The following is a 24837-nucleotide window of genomic DNA, read 5'->3' on the forward strand; positions in this document are numbered from 1 at the left end:
AGGCTGACATGAGCTTTGGATACAACATCCATGCCAACGGCATCCGCCAGCACCTGATCCGCTGGGACGGGCCGGAAGGCGCACCGCAACTGCTGTTGATCCCGGGCATCACCTCGCCTGCGATCACCTGGGGTTTCGTGGCCGAACGTCTGGCGCAACGCTTCGAGGTGCATGTGCTGGACGTGCGGGGGCGCGGCCTGTCGGAAACCGGCGACCTGGACTACACGCTGGACGCCCTGGCCGATGACGCCATCGCGGTGGCACGGACCCTTCGGCAGCCGATCACGCTTGGTCATTCGATGGGCGCCCGCATTGCCATCCGCGCGAATGCCCGTGATCCTGAACCCTTTGCCGGGCATATCCTGGTCGATCCGCCGATGTCCGGGCCGGGCCGCCGCGCCTATCCTTCGAAATGGCCTTGGTACAGCGACAGCATCCAGATGGCGGCCAGAGGGTGCTCTGTCGAAGAGATGCGCGCCTTCTGTCCCACATGGAGCGACGAGCAAGTCGCCCTGCGCGCGGAATGGCTGCACACCTGCCACTGGGGAGCGATCCGCATTGCCTTCGACGGGTTCCACACCGACGACATCCATCAGGACCTGCCAAAAATCGACAAGCCCGCGCGGCTGGTCATCGCGGGGGGCGCCACCGTGGTCGACGAAGCCGACCAGGAGGAGGTCGCGCAGCTGAACCCGAAGATCGAACAGCGCATCGTACCGGACGCCGGCCACATGATCCCTTGGGACAACCTCGAGGGGTTCCTGGAGGCAGTCATGGATTTCGACGTTCAATAAACCGAGTATAGGGAGGATCCGTCATGGATCATGCAAGCTTTACCGACATCTGCCTGCACCAGTTGAAGATGTCCGGGGTGAAAAAGGATGAGCGTCTGATCGTTCTGACCCAGGGCAATGAACGCCTGGACTATGCCGATGCCTTCATGGCCGCGGGCCGGATCCTGGGCGCCAACATGTATCACATGCGCCTGCCGGCGCCGCCCGTCGTCGGGGCCTGGGCTGTGGGGCAGACCGGCCTTGCGGCGATGCCCGAGGCGGTCGAGGCGCTGAAGAACTGCGATATGCTGATCGACTGCGTGTTCCTGCTGTTCAGCCCGGAACAGTTCGCCATCCAGGACGCGGGCACCCGGATCCTGACCGCCGTGGAACCACCAGAGCTGCTGGCCCGGATGCTGCCCAGCCAGGAGCTGCGCGAGAAGGTCGAGATCGGGGCCGAATACCTGGCAAAGGCCAAGGTGATGCGCATCACCTCACCGCATGGCACCGATGTCACCTACAAGCTGAACACCTATCCAACCGTGGCCGAATACGCCTGCACCGATGAGCCCGGCCGCTGGGACCATTGGCCCTCAGGCTTTGTCTTCACCGGCGGCGACGACGACGGCGTGGACGGTCAGATCGTGGTGGCGCCGGGGGATGTGCTACTGCCGCAGAACATGTACGTGCGGGACCCGATCACCTACACGATCGAGAAGGGGTGGATCACCGATATCCGCGGCGGGCTGGATGCGGACCTGGTCAAATCCTACATGGATGGTTTCAACGATCCGCGCGGCATGGGGATGAGCCATGTCGGCTGGGGCATGAACCGCGACGCGCACTGGCATGGCATGACCCCGGGCGCCTTCCCGGGTGGCATGGGCATGGAGCCTCGCAGCTTCTACGGCAATGTGATGTTCTCGACCGGCCCCAACAACGAGCTGGGTGGCCCCAACGACACGGCCTGTCATCTCGACATCCCGATGCGCGGGTGCTCGCTGTTTCTCGATGACGAACCGATCGTGATCGACGGCGATCTCGTCGTGAAGGAAATGCAGATCGCGCGCCGCTGAGCGCCCCCCTTACAGCCAGCGCCGTCTCCGTCCGGGCCCGTGGCCCTTCGGGGCAGGCGCGTTCCTCCGGAGTTACACGAGATGTCCCAGCAACAGGTCTATGCCGACGCCGGTTTCGGCCAGAAGGTGCCGCGCGGCACCCGCCCGGCTATCGTAGTGGTGGATTTTTCTTACGGGTTCACTGACACGCAATATACGACGGCCGCCGATATGAGCGCCGAGATCGCGGCGACCCGCCGACTGACCGAGGCCGCGCGGGCTGCCGGTTTCCCGGTGATCTATACCACAATCGCGTACCAGCCTTGGGAAGTCGCGTCCCTACCTTGGTTGCGCAAGGCCACAGGCATGGCCGCGTTGACTGTTGGCTCGCGCCTGGTCGAGATCGACGCCACCACAGGAATCCGCGCGGAAGACCCGGTGATCGTCAAGCATGGCGCCTCGGCCTTTCACGGAACCAACCTGGCCGGGTTGCTGGCCGGCGCCCGTGTCGACACGGTGATCGTGACCGGGGCCACGACCTCTGGCTGCGTCAGGGCGACGGTGGTCGACGCCGTGCAGTCCGGCTTCAACGTGCTGGTTCCCCGGGATTGCTGCGCTGACCGGGCAACTGCCCCACACGAAGCAAACCTTTACGACATGGAGCAAAAATACGCGGACGTCACGGACGCGGACGACATCTTTTCCTGGATGACATCCCTCGCTACCTGAAAGAAACGGTCACCACGAATTATCAAAGGGGCGCGGTCTGCGCCCCTTTTTTCTTTGTCCGGTATCGGGTCGCCCCGGCGCACAAAGAAGGGCGGCCCCGGTGTCGGGGCCGCCCTGTGGATTTGAAAGGATTACCCGAGAGTGGCTGTCATCGGGTCATAGGCATAGACCCAGGCCGGATCTTCCGGCTCTTTCAGCCAGGTGTTTGCATTCGAGATCGTCTGAACTTTGGTCGCCCGGTCGCGCCGCGTGTTCTCGTAGATGTCGAAGGCGTTGGCATAGTCGCCGATGCCGGTTTCCGTCAGGCAGCGCGTCAGCACGGCGGCATCTTCGATCGCCATGCAGGCGCCCTGGGCCATGTGCGGGCGCATCGGATGGCAGGCGTCACCCAGCAGGCACATCCGGCCGCGGCTCCAGAGGTTGAGCGGATCGCGGTTCCAGAACGGCCATTTTGTGACGGTCTCGGTGGCGTCGATAAGCGCCTGCACCATCGGATGACCACCGCCAAAGATCGCCTCCATTTCTTCGCGGGAACTGTCGACGAAGCCTTCCTCGTGAGGCCAATTGTCGACCGGAACGCCGGTGACGTAATAGTACTCCGACCCGTCGCGTTTCGTGGCGTAGGCCATGACATGGCGCGACTGTTCCCACCACCATTTGACGCAGGTCTCGAACTCCAGGCCGCTGGCCCGCAGCTTGTCCATGTTGACCAGCGCCCGGTGACCGATCCAGCCGCTGTACCGCGGTCGCTCCTTGCCGAGCAGCTTTTCGCGCAGAAGCGAGTTGATGCCATCCGCGCCAATAACGATACGCGCCGCGATCTGCCGACCATTTGCAAAGGTCATCAGCACATCGTTGTCGCGTTCTTCGATCTCGGTCAGCCGGTGATCGAAATGGACCCGGTTCTTTGGCAGGGCATCGATCTGTTCCGCATGCAAGTCACCGCGGTGAATGGTGATATAGGGCGCGCCGTATTCCTTCTTGGCGTGGTCGCCCAGGGGGATGCGCGAAAGGTACTCGCCTGTCGTGCCGTCGCGGGAAAACCAGAAATCAGGATGCGCGCCGATGTCCGCAAGGCGGTCTTCGAGCCCGATCTTCCGGAAGATCTTCATCACGTTCGGGCCGATGTGGATCCCGGCGCCGAGGCGGGTGAACTCCGGTGCCTGCTCGAAGCAATGCACGTCGAAACCCGCATCGATCAGGAGAGCGGCTGCGGCAGCGCCACCAAGGCCAGCTCCGATTACGGCAATGTCTACAGTGTCGATGGTGGTCATGGTTTCCTCTGTCCTTTATTCATTTGCATACAAACAAATATCATGCATTGAACGATGCGTGAAGAGACTTCTTGAAAGACGATATAAATGTTCAAAAGCAAATGCTTAACTTCTGTCTGGTTGATCGTTTAAGGTTTTGGCCGCTTGCGAGTCATTCGAGGAAGGGTGCGCGAATCTGTGCGTGTGGCTATGCCTCGCCGTCATCCTCCAAGGCACCGGCAATGACTGCCTGAGCGGCGGCGGCGACAACGACACGCTGAATGGCAAAGCCGGCGACGACACTCTCTTTGGCGGCGAAGATGTCTTGGAAGACGACGAGGGTAATAACATCTTGCACGGCCGCCCGGGAGAGCACGAGTTGGCGGGCGGCCCGGGCCGGGATTTCCTGACCGACGGGCAAAATGCCGAAATCCTCGTCTTTCGTGCCTGGGCCGAAGCCGTCGTCGGCGCCGACCATGACCAGATCCTGGACTTCGAACAGGGGCTGGACAGCATCGTGGTCGCGGGCCTCTTGCCCGGAGTCTGCGGATTCAGGGGCTCCGCCGCCTTTTCTCCCTCCGGTAACCTGGAACTGCGCCTGAACGAAACAGCAACCCGGAATGACCCCGCGCCAGCTACTTTTCGTATATCTGTACGGGCAGGGAAGGGGCCGCAGGGCCCGCGCAATTGCCATTCTGAAAACGTCTGATGCGAAGGGAGTGGCATTGCCGCAGGTGCGGCGACGCTCTGCCCGACCATGTGCGCGCAGATGTCCGCCATTGCCGCACAGCCTGCCGCAAGGCTGCCAGGCGGCAAGGACGTGCTGCGAGGGCCCTTGCGTCACCAGGGCGGAATTGGGGCGGAACTGGCGGCAATCCAGGCGCGGGTAGGGTGGTCGCAAACCGAATTGGTCCGGCAGGTGGGATGTGGGTGCCACCCCGCCGGTCGAGCATGTTCGTCAATCCGGGTCGATGGCCGACCTCTTCAGCACCCTTTTTGAAGGGGCGGTTGCGCGACATTTGAATGGTCGCCAGTGCAAGGCCACAGATCTGGAAGAGTACCGCCCGTCCTTGTGTTGTCGGGCAGTACCTTATGTCTTATCCCTTGGGTCGGAAGGGGCGTGCCAGCGAGATAGGGAAATCCAGGGCCATCGCCTGACGGTTGCGGGAGATCAGCACCAATACCGCGATTGTGGCCAGGTATGGCAGCGCGGACAGGAGCTCGGAAGGGACGTTCAATCCGATTGCCTGGCCCTGCAACTGCAGAATGGTCATCCCGCCGAACAGCCAGGCGCCAAGGACAACGCGGATGGGGCGCCAGGCGGCGAAAACCACCAGAGCAAGGGCAATCCAGCCACGGCCTGCGGTCATGTTTTCCACCCAGAGGGGGGTATAGACCAGCGACAGGTAAGCGCCGCCCAGACCCGCCATAGCTCCCCCGAACATCACGGCCATGTAGCGGATCCGGATCACCTCATAGCCAATAGCATGCGCCGAATCCGGGCTTTCCCCGATGGCACGCAGGGCCAGTCCGGCCTTTGTGCGGTAGAGAAACCAGCTGACGATGCCAAACATCACGAAGGAGATGTAGACCAGCGGATCGTACTGGAAGAACATTTCCCCGATCACCGGAATGTCGGAGAGGCCGGGCAGGTGTACGGGCTGAATGGCGTCCACCGGCGTGCTGCCGAAGCCGCGACCGATGAAGGCGGAAACCCCGGTGCCGAAGATCGCAAGCGCAAGGCCCGCCGCGTACTGGTTGGTCATGAACGTGAGCGCCAGCACGCCAAACAGCAACGAGGAGGCAGCCCCGGCCAGCACCGCGGCGGCAAGCGCCACGATCATCGGCAGGCCGGCAAAATGCGCCCAGACCCCGAACGCGGCGCCGACCAGCATCATGCCTTCGATGCCGAGGTTCAGCACGCCGGATTTCTCGACCACCAACTCGCCAAGCGCAGCAAAGATGAGAGGGGTTGCCGCGACGATCGTCGCGGCGAACATTGAGACGAACAAATCCATCAGGCGGTCCTCATAGCGAGCTTGCGGATGCGGAAGTTGATCAGGAAGTTGCTGGCGAGCAGGAAGAACAGCAGCATTCCCTGGAAAATCAGCGCGATCGAGGAGGGCAGGCCCAACGACATCTGCACCGTTTCACCGCCGAGGTAGAGAAGCGACAGCAGCAGCCCACCCAGCACGATCCCAAAGGCGTTGAGGCGTCCGACAAAGGCCACGATGATGGCGGCAAAGCCGTAGCCCGGCGAGATTTGTGGCGACAATTGCCCCAGGGGGCCGGCGGCTTCCATCATCCCGGCCAGGCCAGCTGCGGCACCGGAGGCCAGCAGCCCGATCCAGATCGAGGCGGAGGCGTTGAAGCCGGCAAACCTGGCCGCGGCCGGAGCGACACCGCCGACCGACATCTTGTACCCCAGGAAACTGCGCTCGGTGAACAGCCAGGTGATGGCGACAACGACCACGGTGAAGAAAATCGAGGTGTTGAGCCGGTAGGAATAGTCGAAGACCTCGAACATGCCGTTGTACGGCAAGAGCGCGGTCTGCGGGAAATTGTATCCATCCGGATCGCGCCACGGGCCGTGGACCAGGTACGACAGGATCAACGTGGCGACATAGGTGAGCATCAAAGTCACCAGGATCTCGTTTGTGTTCATACGATCCTTGAGAAAGGCGGGGACAGCCGCCCAGGCCATGCCTGCCAACATGCCCGCGATGACCATGGAGGGCAGCAGCAACGGGCTGTCCTGCCAGGGCGCAAAGAGGCCGACGCCGGTGGCGGCAATCGCGCCCATGATCAGCTGCCCCTCGGCGCCGATGTTCCAGACATTCGCGCGAAAGCCGATTGCGAGACCGCAGGCAATCAGGATCAACGGTGAGGCCTTCAGCAACCATTCGGAAATACCGTTCATCGTCGTGAGCGGTTCGATGAAGAAGGTGTAGAGCGTTACCAAGGGGTTGTAGCCGAGCGACAGGAAGAACAGGGAGCTGACGACGATGGTCAGCCCGGTCGCGATCAGCGGGGCGGCGATGGACATTTGGCGCGACGGTTCGGCGCGAGGCTCGATTTTAAACAGCATGCCTGATGCTCTCCATTTGCTCTTCAGACGCGGCGCATGTCGGGCCCGTGCCGGTCATGAGAAGGCCGACTTCCTCGATATTGGTCTCGGCGCGGTAAAGGGGCGGAGAGAGCTCGCCATTGCAGATGACGTAAAGCCGGTCGCAGATTTCGAACAGCTCTTCCAGCTCTTCGGAGATCACGATCACCGCCTTGCCGGAGCGGCTGAGGTCGATAAGGGTCTGCCGCACGAAGGCGGCGGCGCCGACATCCACGCCCCATGTCGGTTGCGATACCAGAAGCACCTTGGGCGCGAGTTCGATCTCCCGGCCCATGATGAATTTCTGCAGGTTTCCGCCGGACAAACCATGCGCTTTTGCGTTGGGCCCGCTGGCCTTGACCTTGTATTTCTCGATCACGGCGGAGGCGAAGTCGCGCGCCTTTCTGCGGTTGGCCATGCCGTGCTTGACCATGCCCAGCCTGTGGGCGGTCAGCAGCGCATTCTCCGACAGTTCATAAGGCGGGACCGCACCACGGCCAAGCCGCTCTTCCGGTACGAATCCCAGACCCAGATCGCGGCGGCGCCCGGCGTTGAGGTGGCCGACCGCGCGTCCCTCCAGAATGATGTCCTCGGCCGCGCTGGTGATCTTTTCGCCACTGATCGCGGCGGCCAGTTCCCCCTGGCCATTGCCCGAAACACCGGCGATGCCAACGATTTCGCCGCCGTATGCCTCGAGGTTCACGGATTTGAGCGAGGTGCCCGTGGCGGTTTCCGACGCCATGCTCAGGTTGTTGACCGCCAGGAGCGGCAGTTGGCTGAGCTCCGAGGGGTCTACCGTCATTTCCGGCAGGTCGCTGCCCACCATCATGCGGGCGAGTTCGGCAGAGGTCGCCTGTCGTGGGTCGGTTTCGCCGGTTACCTTGCCACCGCGCAGAACGGTGGCGCTGTGGCACAGCTCGCGTACTTCGTCCAGCTTGTGACTGATGTATAGGATGCTGCAGCCTTCGGCGGCGAGCTGGCGCAGGGTCTTGAACAGCGTCCGTACCGCCTGCGGTGTCAGCACAGACGTCGGTTCGTCCAGGATCAACAGCTTGGGCTGACGCAGCAGGCAGCGGACAATCTCCACTCTCTGCCGTTCCCCGACAGAGAGGGAAAGCACCAGGCGGTCGGGATCAATCGGCAGACCGTAGCGTTCTGAAACGTCGCGGATGCGGACCGCCAACCTCTTGAGATCCATCTTGCCGGGCATCGAGAGCGCGATGTTTTCCACGACCGTGATGGATTCGAACAGGGCGAAATGCTGGTAGACCATTTCGATCCCCAGTTCCCGCGAAATCGCGGGGCCATGTTCGGGCAAGGTCTTGCCGTCACAGACGATCTGTCCCGTGTCCGCCGGGGTTGCCCCGTAAATGATCTTCATGAGCGTGCTTTTCCCGGCGCCGTTTTCACCCAGCACGGCGTGAATCTCGCCGGGGAGAACGGAGAGCGAGATGTCATCATTGGCAATCACACCGGGGTATGACTTGCTGATGCCACGGAGTTCCAATCGTGGAGTCATTGCGTGTTTCACCTTTGTTCGGGTGGATTGCCCGCCAAGCGGAGCGAGGCAGGCAATCCTTCCTTTTGGGAGTCCCGGGAAGCGGTCAGCCCAGCTTGCCGATCATGCCCTCGACGAACCAGTCGATGCTCCGGATGCCGCCGTCAGACAGGCTCTGTCCGGTTTCGACGCGCAGGGCGCCTGACTGGTCTTTCAGTTCGCCGCCAAAGGGGTGCAGCGTGCCCGCGATGATTTCCGCGCGCGCCTTTTCGGCGGCGGCGGTGGCCTCGGGCGGCAGATCGTCGTTGTAGGGGGACATCTGGATCACGTCATCCGCGAGGCCGAGCCATCTTTCGTTTGATGTCCAGGTGCCATTGGCCGTATCGCGGGCCGCCTGCAAGTAGACCGGCACCCAGTTGAGCGTGAACGCCGTGAGATGCTTGCCATTGCCGAACGGGGCCATGTCGCTGGCGTAGCCGATGGACCAAGCGTCGTTTTCCCCGGCCACCTGTACGCCCGTGGCCGTATCGGTCATCGAGCAGATCACGTCGCAGCCCTGTGCGATCAGCGTCTTGGCCGCTTCCTTTTCCTTGCCCGGGTCGAACCAGGAATTCAGGAAGATTACGTTGCAGGTGATGTCGGGGTTGACGCTTTGGGCGCCGCGCAACAGCGCGTTGGCCGGGCCGACAATATCGGGTATCGGGAAACCGCCGATAAAGCCGATCTTGGCGGACTTGGAGACATGGCCCGCCGCCACGCCCGCCACGTAGGTGCCTTCGAAGTACTTGGCTTCAAAGGTGCCCAGGTTCTTGAGGTGCTTGATGCCCGAGCAATGCTCGAACGCGGTCTTGGGAAAGCGCGGTGCCACTTTCTGCATCGGCGTGCCGTGCGAGAAACTGGTCCCGAAGATCAGGTCGTTTCCGGCCCCTGCCAATTGACGGAACACGCGCTCGGCGTCCTGGGGGCGGAAAATGCTGTCGATCACCGTTATCTCTGCATCATCGCCGAACTCCGCCCGGATCGCTTCGATGCCGAGGCTGTGCTGTTTCGTCCAACCGATTTCAGAGACGGGCGAGACGTAGACGGCTCCGACCTTGAGCTTGCCCTCTGCCCTGGCCGCACCTGGCAGGTTTGCAAGCCCCGCCGCCAACCCGGTGGCGGCACCGTATTTCAGGATATCTCTTCTTGTTGCGCGTTTCATTGTTTCCTCCCTGTTCAAATGGACGATTGTCTTGGGCGTTCGGTTCTTCCTTGGCCGTTGGCGTTTCTTGGTTTTTTGTGGGGGAACGGCCCTAGTCGGTGTTCTCTTGCGCCACGTAGGGCGCGAGCGCTTCTCGCGCGTCCGTTTTCGGCAGCGTGTCGTCTTCCAACAGGTATCCTCTCACGACGGTGTTATGGTGGACCGCGATCAGTTCCTGTGCCTCTGCGATCTTGCCTTCTTCAAGCAGGTCGATCAGTTGGCTGTGATCGTGCAGCAGTCCGCAGTAATCGAAGCGCGAACTGACCAGCGAGCGCAGCAACGCGGTTCTGCGGATCAACTGCGCGTGCATTTGCTGCACGACCGAGTTCCGCGACATCCGCACCAGGGTTTCGTGAAAGCCCGAGCCCAACTGATCTGCGAGTGCGTCGTTTTTCTCGTCGATGGCCTTGTTCTGAAGCTCGACATGGCGGCGCAGTTCGGCCCAGCCGCGGGTATCCAGCCGGCCTGACAACTGTGCGGCGACACCCTGTTCCAGGATGGTGAGCGCATCGTAGATCTCGACCGCCTCGCGGTAGGTGGGTTTCGAGACAAATGCTCCGCGGTTGCGCTCCATTGTCACGAGGCCATCTTCGCTGAGGTGGATCAGGGCCTGCCGTACCACCGCGCGGCTGACCTTGAAGATGTCAGCCAGCGTTTGTTCACTGAGTTTGCAGCCAGGCAGCAGGCGCTTTTGGATGATCGCCCGGGTGATGATCTTGGAGATCTCGTCTGAACGGCTTCCCATGACGGCTGCGCAACCTTTCTGATCACGTGTCTGGAGGCCAGCGCCTCGTTGTGGATCGGCCCGTCACACCGTGCACCGGGCCTGCGACAAGTAGTACCTCTTTAGGAATTGAAAGACTATCAGTCAAAAATTGAAAGTCTCTATGTTTATAATTGATATGCAATCTTGTCGTGTTTGGATAGCGTTTACTGGCAGGCGCCTACATGGGTGACGCATCTTTGCCCGACCTGGCGGCCGCTGGACGATGGGCGGCCGGGGTGCCACTTGCAGAAGATTTTTGGGAGGACAGATCGTGCCGGAACTGAAATGCAAAGACCCCGTCGCCGTGAATCTCTGGTATGCGATTGCGCCTCTTGAGGACGTCAAGGACGCCCGGGTGCAGCGGAGTGTCCTGCTGGAGCAGCCGATTGCCTACACTAGGAACGATGCCGGCGATGTCGTCGTCTGGGCATACGAGGGGAGGCCGGGGGACGCGCCGGGTGATCGGGCGCTGCCGGTGAAGGAGCGGTTCGGGTATTTCTGGACAACGCTCGGGATGCCGGAGCGGGACATCTTTCCGATCCCGGAGTACGAAGAAGAGGACCGTCGCAATATTCACGCCGCAAGCTTCGGGGTGAACGCCTCGGCTCCGCGCCTGGTCGAGAACTTTCTCGACATGGGGCATTTTCCGTTTGTCCACACCGATATTCTGGGCGCCGAGCCGCATACCGAGGTGAAGGAGTATTTCGTCGAGGTGTCGGAAGAGCGGGACGAGATCCTGGCCTCCAACTGCAAGTTCTGGCAACCGATGGCGGCGGCCTCTTCCAGCGGCGGTGCCGACGTCGATTACATCTATCGGGTGCCGCACCCGTTCTGCTCGGTGCTCTACAAGTCCAGTCCGCTGGACGATGGCCGCAACGATGTGATTGCCATCTTCATCCAGCCCTTCAATCAAGAGCAGGTCCGGGTTCACATGCTGCTGTCACTGCTGGATGACAACAGTGATGACACTCAGATCCGGTTGTTTCAGCAGACGATCTTTGGCCAGGACAAACCCATCCTGGAAAACCAGTATCCCAAGCGTCTGCCGCTGGATCCACGGGCCGAGACGCCTATTCGCGCAGATAAATCTGCAATCGCCTACCGCAGGTGGCTGTCCGGCAAGGGGGTTGCCTATGGCGTGATCCCCCCGTCTGCATGACTACAACAACAGGGAAACCAGAGTGATGTCCGACCTGCACAGCAAATGGTATCCGATCGCCTCGAGCTCGGATCTGCCGAAACGCCATGTCTATCAGGCACAACTTTTGGGCCGCGAGTTCGCCGTCTGGCGTGCCGACGACGGATACGTGAACGTCTGGGAAAATCGCTGTCTGCATCGCGGCGTGCGGCTTTCCATCGGGATCAACAACGGGTCCGACCTGAAATGCCAGTACCACGGTTGGCGCTATGCCAACCGCACCGCCGGCTGCACCTATATCCCCGCGCACCCGGCCGATGCGCCAGCACGGACCATCTGCAACAACACCTACCCGGCGCAGGAAGCGCACGGGCTGGTCTGGGCCGGCGAACAGGCCAGCGGCGATCTGCCCCCGCTTGACGGGTTTGAGGCGGCAACAGTGCTGCGCCCGGTTCCGGTCCTGGCTCCGATGGAAATGGTCGTCGAGGCGCTGCTCGCCTATGGCTGGGACGATAGCTGTTCGGGCCGTGCCAACGCCGACGGATCGGTCACCGTGACCGCGGCGGACGGGGCGGAGGTCCGCCTGTTCGTGCAGCCGATGGACAGCAATCGGTCCGCGATCCGCGGGATCAGCAACCAGCCTGCGAAAGGCGCGGACCGTATCAGGCTGCTCAAGCGCCACAGCTGGCTGATGCAGGAGTTGCGCAGCCAGATCGAGGCCCGTGCGTCATCGCAGGAGACGCCGCCGCCCTATCAGCCGGTGATCGCAAGGGTATCCGAGGATCTGGTCGATATTCCGGCGAGTGGCACCGAAATGCGCAAGGCTGAATTGCGCGTGCAGGTCGCGGGGAAGGAAATGACCGCCGAAGGCATCGTCAGCCTGCGACTGGAGCCGGTCAAGGGCAGCCTGCCGACCTTCCAGCCCGGCGCGCATATCGACGTGCACCTGCCCAACGGTCTAGTGCGGCAGTATTCGATCACGAACGGGCCGGGTGAGACCGACCACTACAGGATCGGCGTCAAGCGCGAGCCGAACAGCAAGGGTGGATCGGCCGCCATCCACGATGCGGTGAAAGCGGGTGACGTGCTGGCGATCTCGGCGCCGCGCAACAACTTCCCGCTGCGCCGCAATGCCGAGCACACGATCTTTGTCGCCGGAGGGATCGGTGTCACACCGCTGATTTCCATGGCGCGGGCCCTGAACGCCCAGGGCCTGAGCTTCGAGTTCCACTACTTCGTGCAGTCCGACGATCACGTGGCTTTCAAACAGCAGATCGGAGAATACGAGCAGGCTCTCATCTTGCACAAGGCGCTGACGCCAGAGGCAACCGGCGCCAGGTTGACAGAAATCCTCGCCGAGCCCGGTTTCGCCCGCCACGTCTACATCTGCGGTCCGGGTCCGATGCTGGAGGCGGCTCGCGCAATCGCCGCCGAGCAGGGATGGTCGGACGAGACGGTGCATTTTGAGTATTTCGCCAATACCGCCAAAGTGGACAACAGCACGGCCTTCGAGGTCGATCTGGCCCGGTCGGCGATGACTCTGAAAGTGCCTGCCGGAAAGACCATCCTGGAAGTGCTGCGCGAAAACGGCATCGACATGCCCAGCTCCTGCGAGCAGGGCGCCTGCGGCACCTGCCGGTGCGGCGTGATCGAAGGGGCGGTCAAACACCAGGACGTCTACCTGAGCGATGCTGAAAAGGCCGAAGGCAAGTCCATCATGACCTGCGTCAGCCGCGCGGTGTCCGATCGTCTCATCCTGGATATTTGAGGTGTCAGCATGTTGAAACTGTACGACTATGAACTCTCCGGAAACTGCTACAAACTGCGTCTTCTGCTATCCTTCCTTGGGGTCCAGTACAGGTCCGAGTTGATCGACTTCTACCCGGGCAACCAGCACAAGTCCCCGGACTTTCGCCAGATCAATCCGCTGGGTCAGTTGCCGGTGATCGACGACAACGGTCTTGTTCTCCGAGATGCCCAGGCGATCCTGGTGTACCTGGCCGCGAAATATGACCCCTCGAATCGGTGGTATCCGCGGAAGAGTCCCGAACTGCTGGGGCAGATCTCGCAATGGCTGGCTTTTGCCGATGCAATCACGGCAACGGCCTCGGCGGCTCGCCTGCATGACGGGCTGTTCTACTCGGAGATAGATGTCGAGGCGGCCCGGGCCGGTGCGCATCGTTTGTTCCGGGTTCTGGATGAACATCTCTTCTTTGCCGAGGAGGAGGGGCAGGACTGGATCTGTCCGGGAGAGCATCCCACGATCGCGGACATCGCCTGTTTCCCCTATACCGTCCTCTCCGAGGAAGGGGGCATTCCGCGCATCGATTACCCGGCCATCCGTCGATGGAGCGACCGGTTCAAGCGCATCCCGGGTTTTGTCGTGATGTCTGGCGTCTTCCCTGCGGGACCGGCCGCAACAGACCGCCGGCAGGCGGTCGCCTGAAGGCTGGCTCTCTTCCTTAGCCGGTCGTTCCTCCGGCCGGCTATCCTGGGCGCCCGATGAATGCTGGCTTCCTCCCATCGGGCGCCCGCCAATTCAACTGGTTCAAGGATCGATCACATGATCATAGCGTGCGCCGCTGCTGCAGTAGAGGCAGATCACCCTGAACGTGACCCAAATCTGATGGAAGGTTTGGGCAGTAGTCATAGCCGCCTGCGCGACTTTGGTCGCAAAAGAACTGCAAGGGATTTGGGCCGACGAACGGAGAGATCGCAGGCCGAACTGGCCTGTCGCGGAGAACCATCAAGACGTGTTTGGGGCAAGGCTCGATCGAGCCGTCGTTCAACATGTTGGCGCAGTCAAGAAAGTTTGACCCCTAGGCTGAAAAGTTTGCTGCGTGGCTGAAGATGGAGGCTGCGACGTCTTGCAAGCAGCGCCGAACCCTGAAGCGGCTGAATGGCGATCTGGTGGCGCCCGGCCACACGGGTTCCCAAAATCGGGTTGTGGCCTTCGCCCGAAAAAGGCGGGTTGAGCGCCAACGCGAGTAGCAGGCCGCCGGGCGTGGCATCTATCCGACGAACCCGACGAGCCGCGCGAACATGTGCGCCCGTGCCTTATCGTCGATCGGCGGACATTCGGCAGCGATGAACCGCTGGACATCGCCGATGGCACGACGGCGCGCAATCGGTCCAATCGCGGTTTCGAATTGCATGTCAGCTTCCCGGAAGATCTGCGCCACGCCGGTCTCGATCAGCCGACGGGTTTCGTCTGCGGCGCCGCGTTCTCGTCCATCCGCGCCATCGCGGCATCGAGCAGGGCAATCATGAGGGCCGGTAATCGGCCGCTTGCCGCCCGAGTTGGTGCCTCGCCTCGATCGACCGGATCTATGATGTCAGGTTTCGCGCGATGCGCTGTGCGGAGACGAATGCGAGGAGCAAGGAACGCTGGAAACGGTCCGTCAGAAGGCGTCAACGACGCCTCCAGCGCCAATTTTTTTCGAGGAGTCGCGGAAAAATGTGCCACGGTAAGTGGTACAGTTTTGGGTGTAAACGCCACTCGGGGAGGAAGAGCCGTTACTTTAAAAAGGTAAATGGCGGAGAGGAAGGGATTCGAACCCTCGAGACGGTTTCCCGCCTACACACTTTCCAGGCGTGCGCCTTCGACCACTCGGCCACCTCTCCGTCGACCCGTTTAGCAAGGACTGTGCGTCGGCTGCAAGAGGCATTCCGACCTTGCTTTCCTGTCCTCGGTTTTGACGGCGGATAGCGCTGTTGCGTCAGGCTTGCATCTCCAAGGCCGCGCGCCGCACTCTGTGGCACGAGAGGCAAGGAGGGCAGAGATGTTTGCGCGGAAGCAGTTGAAATACGAGGCGGTGGATCTGCCCGACCGGGTTTCCATGCCGGATGAGGAGATGGTCCGGGCGGCAGCGGAGTTTCACGACCGGATGAAGCAACGGCACTCGGTGCGGGAGTTCTCTGACCGTTCGGTGCCAAAAGAGGTCATCGAGGACTGTATCCGTGCCGCCGGAACGGCGCCGTCCGGGGCCAACCACCAACCCTGGCATTTCGTGGCGATCTCGAACCCGGGGATCAAATCGCGCATCCGAGCCGCCGCCGAGGAAGAAGAGCGCCGCTTCTATGATGGGGCGGCGGGGGATGAATGGTTGCGGGCGCTGGAGCCGATCGGCACAGGGCCGGAGAAACCGCATCTTGAGATCGCGCCGTGGCTGATCGTGGTTTTTGCACAGCGTTATGGGCAGTTCGACGATGGTACGCGGTTCAAGAACTACTACGTTCCTGAAAGCGTCGGTATCGCCACCGGTTTTCTGCTGGCGGCGATGCACCATGCCGGGCTGGTGTCCCTGACGCATACACCCAATCCGATGCGGTTCCTGAACGACCTTCTGGGGCGACTCGATTCCGAAAAGCCGGTGATGATCCTCGCCACGGGCCACCCCGCGCCGGACGCCAAAGTGCCCGCCGTGGCCAAGATCAAGAAACCCCTGGACGAGATCCTGACCCTGGCCGAGTAGTCGCCAGGTGTCTTAGCTGGCGACCTGCTCGCGCAGGATCGAGGCGGTCAGCGAGATCATCAGGTAGATGCCGCCGAAGATCAGGAAGGCCAGCATCGTATTCTCGAACTTGCGGGGATAGCTGGGGTCTTCCGAAGGGACGGGCACCACGGATGTGGTCAGGTAGCGGGCCTGGCTGTCGGCGTCGCGGCGGGCCTGTTCCAGGCGTTCCAGTGCCGTCTGCAACATCAGGTCTCGGGTCGAGAGATCGGCCTCTGCCAGCTTGATCTGTACCGCCACCTCGGCCAGGGAATCCTTGCCCGTGGTCGCCGTCGTCATCTCTCGGTTCAGTCGGTCCAGCAGAGCCTCAAGCCGTCGGATGTCGCCCTGCGCGCCTTCGACCTTGGCCTGGTTCGGGCGGCTGTTGTCCAGCAAGGCCTGCAGTTGCAGTTGTTTTTCCTGCAGCTGCAGCTCGTAGGTGTTGATCTGCGAGCGCAGCGCTGCAATACGGCCTTCGGGGTCGACGACATTGCCTTCCTGTTGCATGCGGACCAGCTTTTCCTGCGCTTCGCGGCGGGCGGATTCGGCATCTATCAAGCCTTCCTCGGCGTCCTTGACCGCGTTGGACCGCTTGCGCAGCGAGAGATTGTCCACCCGCTCCTCGGCGTAACCGATCAACGCGCTGGAGAAATTGGCGGCGATCTGTGGGTCGGCGGCCATGACCTCCATCTTGATGACGCCCTCTGTCGGATCATAGCCAATCTGGACGTGACGCTTGTAAAGCGAATAGGCCTCTTCGTTTGTGGGCTCCGGGTCCAGCCGCTGGATCGGGTCAATGAACTCTTGGGTGAAATGCGACTTGAACCCCTCGTCCCGGTCCAGGCGCAGCATGGCATCCTTGGAGGTCAGGTAGGATTGCACTGCGATGGCATCCTGGTTGGTGGCAAATTGCGTGCCCGAGAACAGCGATCCCATCGCACCGCCCGAACTTTCTGCCTTGAGAATCAGGAATTCCGACTTGGTCGAATACATCGGTGTCGCCACGGCATAGAAATAATACCCGGCGATGAGGGTCGGCAGCAGGACGAATGCCGCGAGCCGCACCATCAGCAGCATCATCTTCTTGCGGCGCCGTGCGGCCAGTTCGCGCTGGATCTTGAGGATTTCGGCGGCGCGTCGTTCGGCCGGGCTGACGGTTTCGGTCGAGGGCAACTGTGCCTTTTCCAGCTTCACGGTCTGGGGCAGCTGCACCTTGGGTTCGGGTTTCGATTGCGGCGGTGAAGCGGGCTTGTCACCGGGTTCGGCCTGAACCAGTTCCAGCATGTTGGTGCGCTGGAACGGGTCGATCCCGCGTTCACGCAGCAACCGCACGGCATCGAAATCCGATGTTGCCTCAAGCCCGTGCTTGTTCGCGACGCGGCGGGCCATGCGCAGCTGGCGCCCGGTCAACCCCTCGGCGCGGATCGAGTCGATATCCGTCTCTCCCGCGACCTGGCGGGGCGAGGCCACCTCTCCACTGCGGGCCTTGGACGCGGTCCCGGCGTTCGAGAACTGCGGTCGCCCCGCCGGGGGCGTTGGGGGCGGCGCCACTGCCGGGTCGGAACGCTCGGTCTCGGCACCCTCGCCGGACAGGGCGGCAGCGGCCGGTGAACGCCGAATGCGGAACTTCTTAGCCTTCGGTTTCATAGTCATAGAGCCGTTTCGCTTCTTCCAGGGTGTCGAACATGTGCATCTTGCCATCCATCAGGACAGCCGCCTTGCGGGCGAATTTTTCCAGCACCTTGGGCTGGTGGCTGACGATGATGATCGTCGTCGTGCGCAGCCTTTCGGCCAGGATGTCCCCGGCGCGCTTGTTGAAGGCGGCATCGGTGGAGTTGGGCATGCCCTCGTCGATCAGGTACATGTCGAAATCCAGCGCCAGCATCAGGGCAAAGGTGAACCGGGCCCGCATGCCAGAGGAGTAGGTGCCGATGGGCTGGTCGAAATATTCCTTCAGGTCGCAAAGCCAGCGGCAGAAGGATTCGACGTAATCCGGATCGAGTCCATAGAGCTTGGCGATGAAGCGGGCGTTTTCCTTGGCCGAGATCTTGGACACGACGCCGCCCATGAAGCCCAGCGGAAAGGAGACGCGGCAATTGCGCCTGATCTCGCCCTCGTCCGGTTTTTCCAGCCCAGCCATCATCTTGATGACGGTGGATTTTCCGGTGCCGTTCGGGGCCAGGATGCCAAGGGACTCGCCAAGGTCGACACGAAAGGAAACCCGGTCAAGGATCACCTTGCGCTGGGCGCCTGTCCAAAAGGACTTGCTGACCATGTCGAACTCTAACATCTGGGTGCCCTGACTATACTCGGTTCCCTTGGAAATTGGTGTATGCGTCAAGTTGGTAGATAATTTGTTCACATTATGGCGCTGTCGCGAAACAAAAACAAACCGGGCCCCGCGGAGAGGCCCGGCAAGTCAACAATTCATCATGAATCTCAGGCGATGAGGCCCCAGGTCATGCCCGCAATCAACGATCCCAGTAGGGCGTAGCCAAGATAGGCGATGAACACCCGCGGCTTGACCAGCGCCCAGACCGCGACGGCGGCGGGGATGCAACTGACACCCCCGGCAAGGACAAAGCTCATCGCCGCGCCCGATGCCATGCCCTGCGCCAACAGCGCATCGACCAGCGGCACGGCGGCATAGCCATTCAGGTAGGCCGGCGCCCCGACCAGCGCGCCCAGTAGGACCGGCATGAACCCGGTGCCACCCAGCACGCCCGCGATCATGTCGGCGGGGATGTAGTGGATCATCAGCGCCTCGATGACATAGGCCAGGGTCAGCCACTTCAGCAGGAACAGGGCGTTCTCCAGCGCCGTGTCGCGGAAGGTCGCGGTGCGCTCGCTCTCTTGCCAAAAGGTCCAGACGGGTTTGCCGCTGAACGGTTTCTTGACGCCGCAGCAGCCGCCCACCTGCGGTTTCTCGCGCAGCGGATCACGGAAGACGGGGCTATTGGCCAGGGCCTTGGTCCCGAAGCCGCCCAGCAGGCCCAGCCCAACGGCGGCGACGGTCTTGGCCACGGCAAAGCCCCAGCCCAGCGTGCCCGCGGTGATGAGGAACATGGCCGGGTCCATCAGCGGCGAGGCCAGCCAGAAGGCCATGACCGCCGACAAGGGCGCGCCCACGGCCAGCAGGGCGGCGATAAAGGGTATCACCTCGCAGGAACAGAAGGGCGCCATGCCCCCCAGCAGCGCGGCCAGGAAGATCATCCGCACCTCGCGCCCCTCAAAGGCCCTGGCCAGCAGTTTTTCGGCCCCGGTGGCCTTGAGATAGGCCACCGCCAGCACGGCAAAGAGGATAAACGGAACGGTATGACCAATGGCCCCTGCAGTGAACGTGACCGTCGGCCAGAACTGCGGCCAGTCGAACAGCGCGACAAGGGCCAGAAGCACGGCACTGGCCAGCCATGCCTTCGGAACCGGCGGCAGGCGGCGGGTTGCCGTCGTGGAGGTGTCAGCCATTCTGGATATCCTTGTGACAGATCGAGGCATCCGCGCAGCACTGGCGCAGCAAGTATTCGGACAGCGCCTCGACCTCCGAGTAATCGGCGGCGGCACAGATGATGGACCGTCCCTGCCGCGCCTGGGTGACAAGACCGGCGGCAGAGAGGATTTTCAGGTGATGGGTGAGGGTCGACCCGGTGATCCCGGTACGCTCACCCAATGCGCCGATGCTGAGTCCGTCGTGGCCGGCCCGCACCAGCGTGTGCAGGACCTGAAGGCGCTGTTCGGACCCAAGCGCGGCGAACTTCGAGGCCGCTGTTTCGACGGTCAGAGGTTGGGAATCGATCATTTTCATATTTCTAACATTGTCGAAATGAAGCCCGGGAGGCAACCCTTATTTCGAAATGTGTCGAAATGAATTGGCGGGACGCCCGCGATGCCCCGCTTTGAGCGCGCGTTCCCCTCGCCGGAAGACCGGCCCAGGGCAGGCAACCCAACTTCCGCCCTGTCGTGTTTCTTTGGGCCGAAAATACCTCCGGGGGTGAGGCCGAAGGCCGAGGGGGCAGCGCCCCCTCCCGGCGTGACCTCGACGCACTGGCGGACTACACTTGCGCAATGCACCAACTGCTTGCCGACATTCGCGCCTGCCGTCTCTGCGCCGACCGTTTCGCCGCCACCGAGACGGAACATGCGCCGCGCCCCGTCCTGCGGGCCCAGCCTTCGGCCCGGCTGCTCATCGCCGGGCAGGCCCCGGGAATGAAAGTGCACCATTCGGGCCTGCCCTTCACCGATCCGTCCGGAGACCGCCTGCGCGACTGGCTGGGGCTGGACAGCGAGACCTTCTATGACGAGAGCCGCGTCGCCATCGTGCCGATGGCCTTTTGCTTTCCCGGCTATCGCAAGGGATCGGACCTGCCGCCGCCGCCGATCTGCGCCCGCACCTGGCGACGCCAGGTCATCGAGGCATTGCCCAAGATCCAGCTGACCGTGCTGGTCGGCGGCTACGCGCAGAAATGGCATCTGGGCGTCAAGACAGGCGTGACAGAGACCGTCACCCGCTGGCGCGACTTTTCGCCCGCGGCGCTGCCCTTGCCGCATCCCTCGTGGCGCAATACCGCATGGTTGAAACGCAATCCCTGGTTCGAGGCCGAGCTGCTGCCCGTCCTGCGGACCCGTGTCGCGGAGGTGCTGGCATGAGCGACGAGACCCTGACCGAACTGGACCGCGCCCATGCGGCGATGGAGGCCGCGCCAGAGGATGATGCGCTGCGCCTGCGCTATTACGACCGGCTGGCCACGACCGAGTTGTACCTGATGCTCACCGCCGAACCGCAGGGGCAGGAGATTTCTCCCGAGGTCTTCGAACTGGGCGACGCGCGCTTCGTCCTGGGGTTCGACCGCGAGGAACGGCTGGCCGGATTTGCCGGACGGGCCGTCCCCTATGCTGCGCTGTCCGGCCGGGCGCTGGCCTCGATGCTGGCGGGGCAGGGGATCGGACTGGCCCTGAATCTCGAAGTCGCGCCCTCGCAGTACCTGCTGCCACCCGAAGCGCTGGCCTGGCTGGCGGAAACGCTGGGCCACGGCCCGCAACAGGCCGAGGCGCGCCCGGCCGAGTTCCGCGCCCCTCGCGTGCCAGAGGCGCTGGTGACGGCGCTGGATGCGCGGCTGGCCATCGGCGCCGGGCTGGCGCGCAAGGCCTACCTGGCCGAGGTGATCTATGACGATGGGTCTCGCGGGCATCTGTTGGGCATCACCGGTGCCGTCGCGGGCGCCGAAGCTGCGCTGGCCGGGGCCATCAACGAGGCTCTGGTCTTCTCGGGGTTGGAGGCGGGGGCGCTGGACGTCACCTTCCTGTCGGACAGCGACCGCCTGACCGCCGATCTGGCCCGTGTCGCGTTGCGCTTTGACCTGCCGGAACCCCAGGCGCCTGAGCGCGTCGAGCGCCTGGCCCCCGGGACCGATCCGGACAAGCCGCCGATCCTGCGCTGATCCCCGCCATAGGATGGGTCGTCGCGACCCATCGCCGCCTTACCCCAGTTCGGATCGCAAGGTCGGCAGTGTATCCCCTTGACGTGGCTCGGCTTCCCAGATCGCGCGGGCGATGGCGCGGGACAGGCACAGGCTGGCTGCATGGCCGATCATGGCCACCTGCCTGCCGGGGTCATCCAGCACCCGCGCGCCTGTCGCGGCGGCAAAGACAAGGTCCCCGTCCATCGGTGAATGCGCCGGCAGGATTGCCCGCGCGATGCCGTCATGGGCCGCAACCGCGACGCGGTGGCACTGTGCCTTGGTCAGCGCGGCATCGGTGGCGACGATGGCGATCGTGGTGTTGCCCTGGGCGGCCATTGCGCCGAGCTTGCGGCTGGGGGGGAGGGCGATGCCGGGGGACGGGTCCACGCCCAGGCCGCCGAACTCTGCCCCGAGTTCGAAGGGCGCGGCCCAGAAGTGGCGGCCCGACGGGGTGGTCACGCTGCCCATCGGGTTGGCGGCGACCAGCGCGCCCACGGTGATGCCATCGTCCAGCACGAGGCTGGCCGAGCCCAGCCCGCCCTTGTGCTGTGCGGTCTGCGCGCCGGTGCCCGCGCCGGCGGTGCCAAGGGCGAAATCCGCGGTGGCCGAGGCCAGCGCCTGCCGCCCCAGCGCGGGATAGGGATTGTCGCCCCATGCCTTGTCGCCGCCGTTCAGGAGGTCGAACAGGATGGCCGCCGGAACGATTGGCACTCGGGCCGAGAAGATGCTGAATCCCTTGCCTTTTTCATGCAGGGCATCCATCACGCCCTGGGCCGCCGCAAGGCCGAAGGCACTGCCGCCGGACAGCACCAGCGCATGCACGGCCTCGACCGATTTGTCTGGCGCCAGCAGGTCGGTCTCGCGTGTTCCGGGCGCCCCGCCCATGACCGAGACCGAGGCGGTGAGCGGGCTGTCCGAGGTCAGGACAGTGGTGCCCGAATTCAGTCTGTCGTCCTGTGCATTGCCCACCAGAAGGCCGGGCACATCGGTGATCAGGTTTCGGTTTCCGGGTCGCATGGCGGGCCTTGGGATCAGGGATTTGCCCGCAGCATCCGGGGCCGCCCGGAGAATCGCAAGGGGCCTTGGCCTCAGCGGATGAAGATCCGGTGCCAGTGGCGGGCGATGGGGTTAACGTGGCGCGAGCGACGCAACATGCCACAAGATCTTGTGGTCATGCCCGGCCCGGACTGGGCCGAAGACGGAGGTGCAGGGGGCCTTGTTCCGTACGTTTTGTACAAAACGTACGGCGATTTCCGCAAAACGTACAAAACCGTTCCCGCTTTGGTCCCGGTCAGGAAGGTGACGTTGCGTCGGCAAAGGTTAAGGCCCGAAAGGCGGCGGCCGAGAGGGCTATTGCCGCCCGGCCAGGCCCGCGATCTGCGCCCGCATGACAGAGGCAAAATCCCCGCTGGCGGGCCGCGTCGCAAGCGGCGCAAAGATGACGGAGACAAGCCCCAGTTCGGCGGCCCGGTCCCGGGCCTCGCGGGGCGGTTCCGCCTCCCAGATCAGGACGGAGGCGCCGGTATCCGCCATCATGTCCTTCAGGTCTTGCCATTGCGCCTCGTCCGGCATGGCGCCCGCTTCCCATTCGAGCGCGGCGATATCGAGCCCGTAGGCCCGGGCGAAATACTGGTAGCGGGGATGGGTGGCGATGATCGTCGTGCCTTGCAGCGTCGCAAGGGCCTCGCGCGCCTGGGTGTCGAGGGCGTCCAGATCGGCCAGCAGCGCGGGCATCGTTTCCGCCACCTGATCGCTCAGGTCGGGCATCCGGCGTTGCATGGCCGCTGCAAGTGCCCTGGCCTGTCCCGCAGCCAGGTCGAAATCGAGCCATGTGTAGCTGGCGGTGCCGGTGTGCGAATGGGCGCCATCCTCGCCGTGGCTGTGGGTCACGGACTGCGTGGCAATGAAGGCATCGGAGAGTTTGGCGGAGGTATCGACCAGCCGAGAGCGGGGCAGCGAGGCGCGCGTCGTCCAGGCCGCGAAACCGGCCCCGTTGAGCGCGATCAGGTCCGCCTGCTGGATCGCCGCGATGTCGGACAGGCCGGGCCGCCAGAAGGACGGGTCGCGCCCCTCCGGAACCGGGAACAGCACCTCGACCGCATCGCCGCCCAGGCGTTCCGCCATCCAGGCCAGCGGATAGTTCACTGTGGCCACCACGGGCCGGTCCTGCGCGCTGGCGGCGCCGGCCAGGAGGGCCAGCGCGAAGGCAAGAGGTTTGAGCATCAGTTCGTTCCCTGGCCGTAGGCGATGTCGTCCGGTGTCAGCATCCAGTAGTCGGAATGGCCCTCGTTGACTTCGACCTCGATCATCAGGCCGGTCTTCGCCGTGCCCTTGGGCAGGGGGAACCGTGTCTTGCCCTCGGCGCCGATGTCCAGCGTCATCAGCAGGACGTTCCCGGCATCCAGCACGCGGACCGTGCCCCCGGTCGGAACCCGACCGGACGAGAAGGTGGATTCCACCGTGACGGTCTGACCCGAGACGGAGGCAAAGACCCTGAGGTCATGCGCCGCCACGGGAAGGGCGGCGACAATCAGGGCAAATGCGAGGGCGCGGATCATTGCGCGCCCCAGGGTTCGAAGTGGACCCAGATCACCGCGCCCAGTTCGTGGGCCTTGTCCTCGCCGTCATGCTGCATCGGCTCTGCGGCGGTGTTCAGCGCGGCGAAGCCCCACCAACCGGCGGTCGGCACGGCGTAGCTGAAGACCCCATCGGCGTCGGCCTTGATCGTCTGGGTGATCATCAGGTCCGAGGGCGCGACGGCGCTGCCGTCCTCGTTGTAGTATTCGACCTCGACCTCGGCGTAGGGCACGGGTTCGCCGTCGAGCTTGACGATGCCCTGGAACAGGTTGCCTTCCCACAGGGCAAAGGGCTTGGACAGGGGCACGATCTCTGTCTTCAGGCCCAGTTCCGCGTCCCAGCCTTCGTCGTCGCCGTAGGCGGAAACGTAGGTCTTGGTGAAATGGGTGATGAAGGCGTCTTCCTCGGGTTCCCAGTAGGGTTTGGGCGTCAGGGCAAAGACATGCGTGCCCGGGCGTTCCAGCCGGTATTCGACAGTAAAGCCCGCGTGGTCCATGACCTGCGTGTCCTGCAGCCTGTCCAGCAGGTCGGTCGTCTTGCCGCCATGCGTCACGGTAAAGGCCTCGGGCCGTTCCAGCACCATGCCGATGCCCTCGAACGGATGCGAGAAGGAGAGCGTCAGGTCGATGCTGCGCCCGTCCTTCTGGCTGACCATGTTGTCGGAGGGGATGATCATGCCGTAGTGGGCCGTGGCCGTCGTGGCGAGGGCGGCAAGGGCCGCGGCGGTCATCAGGGTCTTCATCGGGATGTCTC

25 protein-coding genes and 1 tRNA gene are annotated in these 24837 nt (G+C 63.3%); 10 read left to right on the top strand and 16 right to left on the bottom strand.

Going from position 1 to position 24837, the window contains the following annotated elements; translation table 11 throughout:
• The first annotated feature begins 8 nt into the window (after positions 1-8).
• The 3 genes from G9Q80_RS14005 (at position 9) to G9Q80_RS14015 (ending at position 2557) form a co-directional block, all read left to right on the top strand.
• Positions 9-794, top strand: coding sequence for an alpha/beta fold hydrolase (locus tag G9Q80_RS14005; RefSeq protein WP_088714368.1), 786 nt, complete (start codon positions 9-11; stop codon positions 792-794).
• Between the two features lie 23 nt (positions 795-817).
• Positions 818-1849: a 2,5-dihydroxypyridine 5,6-dioxygenase NicX family protein gene (locus G9Q80_RS14010; protein ID WP_043136880.1), complete on the top strand. Its 1032-nt coding sequence runs from the start codon at positions 818-820 to the stop codon at positions 1847-1849.
• Positions 1850-1930: 81 nt separating this feature from the next.
• Positions 1931-2557 (top strand): isochorismatase family protein, encoded by a 627-nt coding sequence (locus tag G9Q80_RS14015; protein WP_088714369.1) that lies wholly within the window; start codon positions 1931-1933, stop codon positions 2555-2557.
• A gap of 131 nt (positions 2558-2688) precedes the next feature.
• On the opposite strand, the gene G9Q80_RS14020 is transcribed toward G9Q80_RS14015, so the two are convergent.
• A complete protein-coding gene (locus tag G9Q80_RS14020; RefSeq protein ID WP_043136875.1) occupies positions 2689-3831 on the bottom strand; it encodes an FAD-dependent monooxygenase in 1143 nt (380 codons plus the stop codon).
• Positions 3832-3967: 136 nt separating this feature from the next.
• Here G9Q80_RS14020 and G9Q80_RS14025 point away from each other — a divergent pair, with 136 nt between their 5' ends.
• Positions 3968-4519 carry a hypothetical protein gene (locus tag G9Q80_RS14025; protein WP_133066367.1) on the top strand — a complete coding sequence of 184 codons (552 nt, stop codon included), beginning with the start codon at positions 3968-3970 and terminating at the stop codon, positions 4517-4519.
• A 388-nt stretch (positions 4520-4907) separates the two neighbouring features.
• Here G9Q80_RS14025 and G9Q80_RS14030 read toward each other — a convergent pair whose 3' ends face one another.
• The 5 genes from G9Q80_RS14030 to G9Q80_RS14050 all read right to left on the bottom strand — a co-directional run bounded on the left by G9Q80_RS14030 (position 4908) and on the right by G9Q80_RS14050 (position 10399).
• Positions 4908-5828 (bottom strand): ABC transporter permease, encoded by a 921-nt coding sequence (locus G9Q80_RS14030; RefSeq protein ID WP_088714371.1) that lies wholly within the window; start codon positions 5826-5828, stop codon positions 4908-4910.
• Entirely contained in the window at positions 5828-6856 is a 1029-nt protein-coding gene (locus G9Q80_RS14035; RefSeq protein ID WP_221452637.1) for an ABC transporter permease, read from the bottom strand. Before G9Q80_RS14035 ends, G9Q80_RS14030 begins: the two co-directional genes overlap by 1 nt.
• A 31-nt stretch (positions 6857-6887) precedes the next feature.
• Entirely contained in the window at positions 6888-8435 is a 1548-nt protein-coding gene (locus G9Q80_RS14040) for an ABC transporter ATP-binding protein (RefSeq protein ID WP_088714373.1), read from the bottom strand.
• A gap of 85 nt (positions 8436-8520) precedes the next feature.
• Positions 8521-9615: a BMP family ABC transporter substrate-binding protein gene (locus tag G9Q80_RS14045; protein WP_074622236.1), complete on the bottom strand. Its 1095-nt coding sequence runs from the start codon at positions 9613-9615 to the stop codon at positions 8521-8523.
• Positions 9616-9706: 91 nt separating this feature from the next.
• Complete coding sequence (locus tag G9Q80_RS14050; protein ID WP_043137573.1) at positions 9707-10399, bottom strand: GntR family transcriptional regulator; 693 nt, start codon at positions 10397-10399, stop codon at positions 9707-9709.
• Between the two features lie 292 nt (positions 10400-10691).
• Here G9Q80_RS14050 and G9Q80_RS14055 point away from each other — a divergent pair, with 292 nt between their 5' ends.
• Genes G9Q80_RS14055 through G9Q80_RS14065 form a run of 3 tightly spaced genes read left to right on the top strand, consistent with a single transcriptional unit; the run spans position 10692 to position 14004 of the window.
• A complete protein-coding gene (locus G9Q80_RS14055) occupies positions 10692-11579 on the top strand; it encodes an aromatic ring-hydroxylating oxygenase subunit alpha (RefSeq protein ID WP_088669325.1) in 888 nt (295 codons plus the stop codon).
• 25 nt (positions 11580-11604) lie between these two features.
• Positions 11605-13326 carry a Rieske 2Fe-2S domain-containing protein gene (locus G9Q80_RS14060; RefSeq protein WP_168246490.1) on the top strand — a complete coding sequence of 574 codons (1722 nt, stop codon included), beginning with the start codon at positions 11605-11607 and terminating at the stop codon, positions 13324-13326.
• Positions 13327-13335: 9 nt separating this feature from the next.
• Positions 13336-14004, top strand: a complete 669-nt coding sequence (locus G9Q80_RS14065; protein ID WP_088714375.1) for a glutathione S-transferase family protein — start codon at positions 13336-13338, stop codon at positions 14002-14004.
• Between the two features lie 565 nt (positions 14005-14569).
• Here the strand turns inward: G9Q80_RS14065 and G9Q80_RS14070 are convergent.
• A complete protein-coding gene (locus G9Q80_RS14070) occupies positions 14570-14713 on the bottom strand; it encodes a hypothetical protein (RefSeq protein WP_157903791.1) in 144 nt (47 codons plus the stop codon).
• Between the two features lie 379 nt (positions 14714-15092).
• A tRNA-Ser gene (locus G9Q80_RS14075) sits at positions 15093-15182 on the bottom strand.
• Positions 15183-15340: 158 nt separating this feature from the next.
• Between G9Q80_RS14075 and G9Q80_RS14080 the strand changes: the two genes are divergently transcribed.
• Entirely contained in the window at positions 15341-16033 is a 693-nt protein-coding gene (locus tag G9Q80_RS14080; protein WP_088714399.1) for a nitroreductase family protein, read from the top strand.
• Positions 16034-16045: 12 nt separating this feature from the next.
• Here G9Q80_RS14080 and G9Q80_RS14085 read toward each other — a convergent pair whose 3' ends face one another.
• The 4 genes from G9Q80_RS14085 to G9Q80_RS14100 all read right to left on the bottom strand — a co-directional run bounded on the left by G9Q80_RS14085 (position 16046) and on the right by G9Q80_RS14100 (position 19853).
• Complete coding sequence (locus G9Q80_RS14085; protein WP_088714400.1) at positions 16046-17704, bottom strand: KpsE/RkpR family capsule polysaccharide export protein; 1659 nt, start codon at positions 17702-17704, stop codon at positions 16046-16048.
• Positions 17682-18341: an ABC transporter ATP-binding protein gene (locus G9Q80_RS14090; protein ID WP_043142558.1), complete on the bottom strand. Its 660-nt coding sequence runs from the start codon at positions 18339-18341 to the stop codon at positions 17682-17684. Before G9Q80_RS14090 ends, G9Q80_RS14085 begins: the two co-directional genes overlap by 23 nt.
• Before the next feature lie 149 nt (positions 18342-18490).
• Entirely contained in the window at positions 18491-19516 is a 1026-nt protein-coding gene (locus G9Q80_RS14095; RefSeq protein WP_088714401.1) for a permease, read from the bottom strand.
• Positions 19509-19853 carry an ArsR/SmtB family transcription factor gene (locus tag G9Q80_RS14100; protein WP_043142552.1) on the bottom strand — a complete coding sequence of 115 codons (345 nt, stop codon included), beginning with the start codon at positions 19851-19853 and terminating at the stop codon, positions 19509-19511. The genes G9Q80_RS14095 and G9Q80_RS14100 overlap by 8 nt, the downstream gene beginning before the upstream one ends.
• A 260-nt stretch (positions 19854-20113) precedes the next feature.
• Between G9Q80_RS14100 and G9Q80_RS14105 the strand changes: the two genes are divergently transcribed.
• Both G9Q80_RS14105 and G9Q80_RS14110 read left to right on the top strand, forming a co-directional pair.
• Positions 20114-20695 carry a uracil-DNA glycosylase family protein gene (locus tag G9Q80_RS14105; protein WP_088714402.1) on the top strand — a complete coding sequence of 194 codons (582 nt, stop codon included), beginning with the start codon at positions 20114-20116 and terminating at the stop codon, positions 20693-20695.
• The gene (locus G9Q80_RS14110; protein ID WP_074622263.1) at positions 20692-21486 is read left to right on the top strand and encodes an SseB family protein; all 795 of its coding nucleotides are present in this window, start codon (positions 20692-20694) and stop codon (positions 21484-21486) included. Before G9Q80_RS14105 ends, G9Q80_RS14110 begins: the two co-directional genes overlap by 4 nt.
• A gap of 39 nt (positions 21487-21525) precedes the next feature.
• Here the strand turns inward: G9Q80_RS14110 and G9Q80_RS14115 are convergent, their stop codons facing one another.
• From G9Q80_RS14115 to G9Q80_RS14130, 4 genes are all read right to left on the bottom strand, one after another.
• Positions 21526-22524 carry a P1 family peptidase gene (locus G9Q80_RS14115; RefSeq protein ID WP_088714403.1) on the bottom strand — a complete coding sequence of 333 codons (999 nt, stop codon included), beginning with the start codon at positions 22522-22524 and terminating at the stop codon, positions 21526-21528.
• Between the two features lie 333 nt (positions 22525-22857).
• Entirely contained in the window at positions 22858-23730 is an 873-nt protein-coding gene (locus G9Q80_RS14120) for a metal ABC transporter substrate-binding protein (RefSeq protein ID WP_088714404.1), read from the bottom strand.
• Positions 23730-24065 (bottom strand): hypothetical protein, encoded by a 336-nt coding sequence (locus tag G9Q80_RS14125; protein WP_088714405.1) that lies wholly within the window; start codon positions 24063-24065, stop codon positions 23730-23732. The genes G9Q80_RS14120 and G9Q80_RS14125 overlap by 1 nt, the downstream gene beginning before the upstream one ends.
• Positions 24062-24826 carry a DUF4198 domain-containing protein gene (locus tag G9Q80_RS14130; protein WP_088714406.1) on the bottom strand — a complete coding sequence of 255 codons (765 nt, stop codon included), beginning with the start codon at positions 24824-24826 and terminating at the stop codon, positions 24062-24064. The genes G9Q80_RS14125 and G9Q80_RS14130 overlap by 4 nt, the downstream gene beginning before the upstream one ends.
• Between the last annotated feature and the right edge of the window lie 11 nt (positions 24827-24837).

It is taken from the genome of Mameliella sp. LZ-28 (assembly GCF_012274245.1).
GTDB lineage: Bacteria > Pseudomonadota > Alphaproteobacteria > Rhodobacterales > Rhodobacteraceae > Antarctobacter > Antarctobacter albus.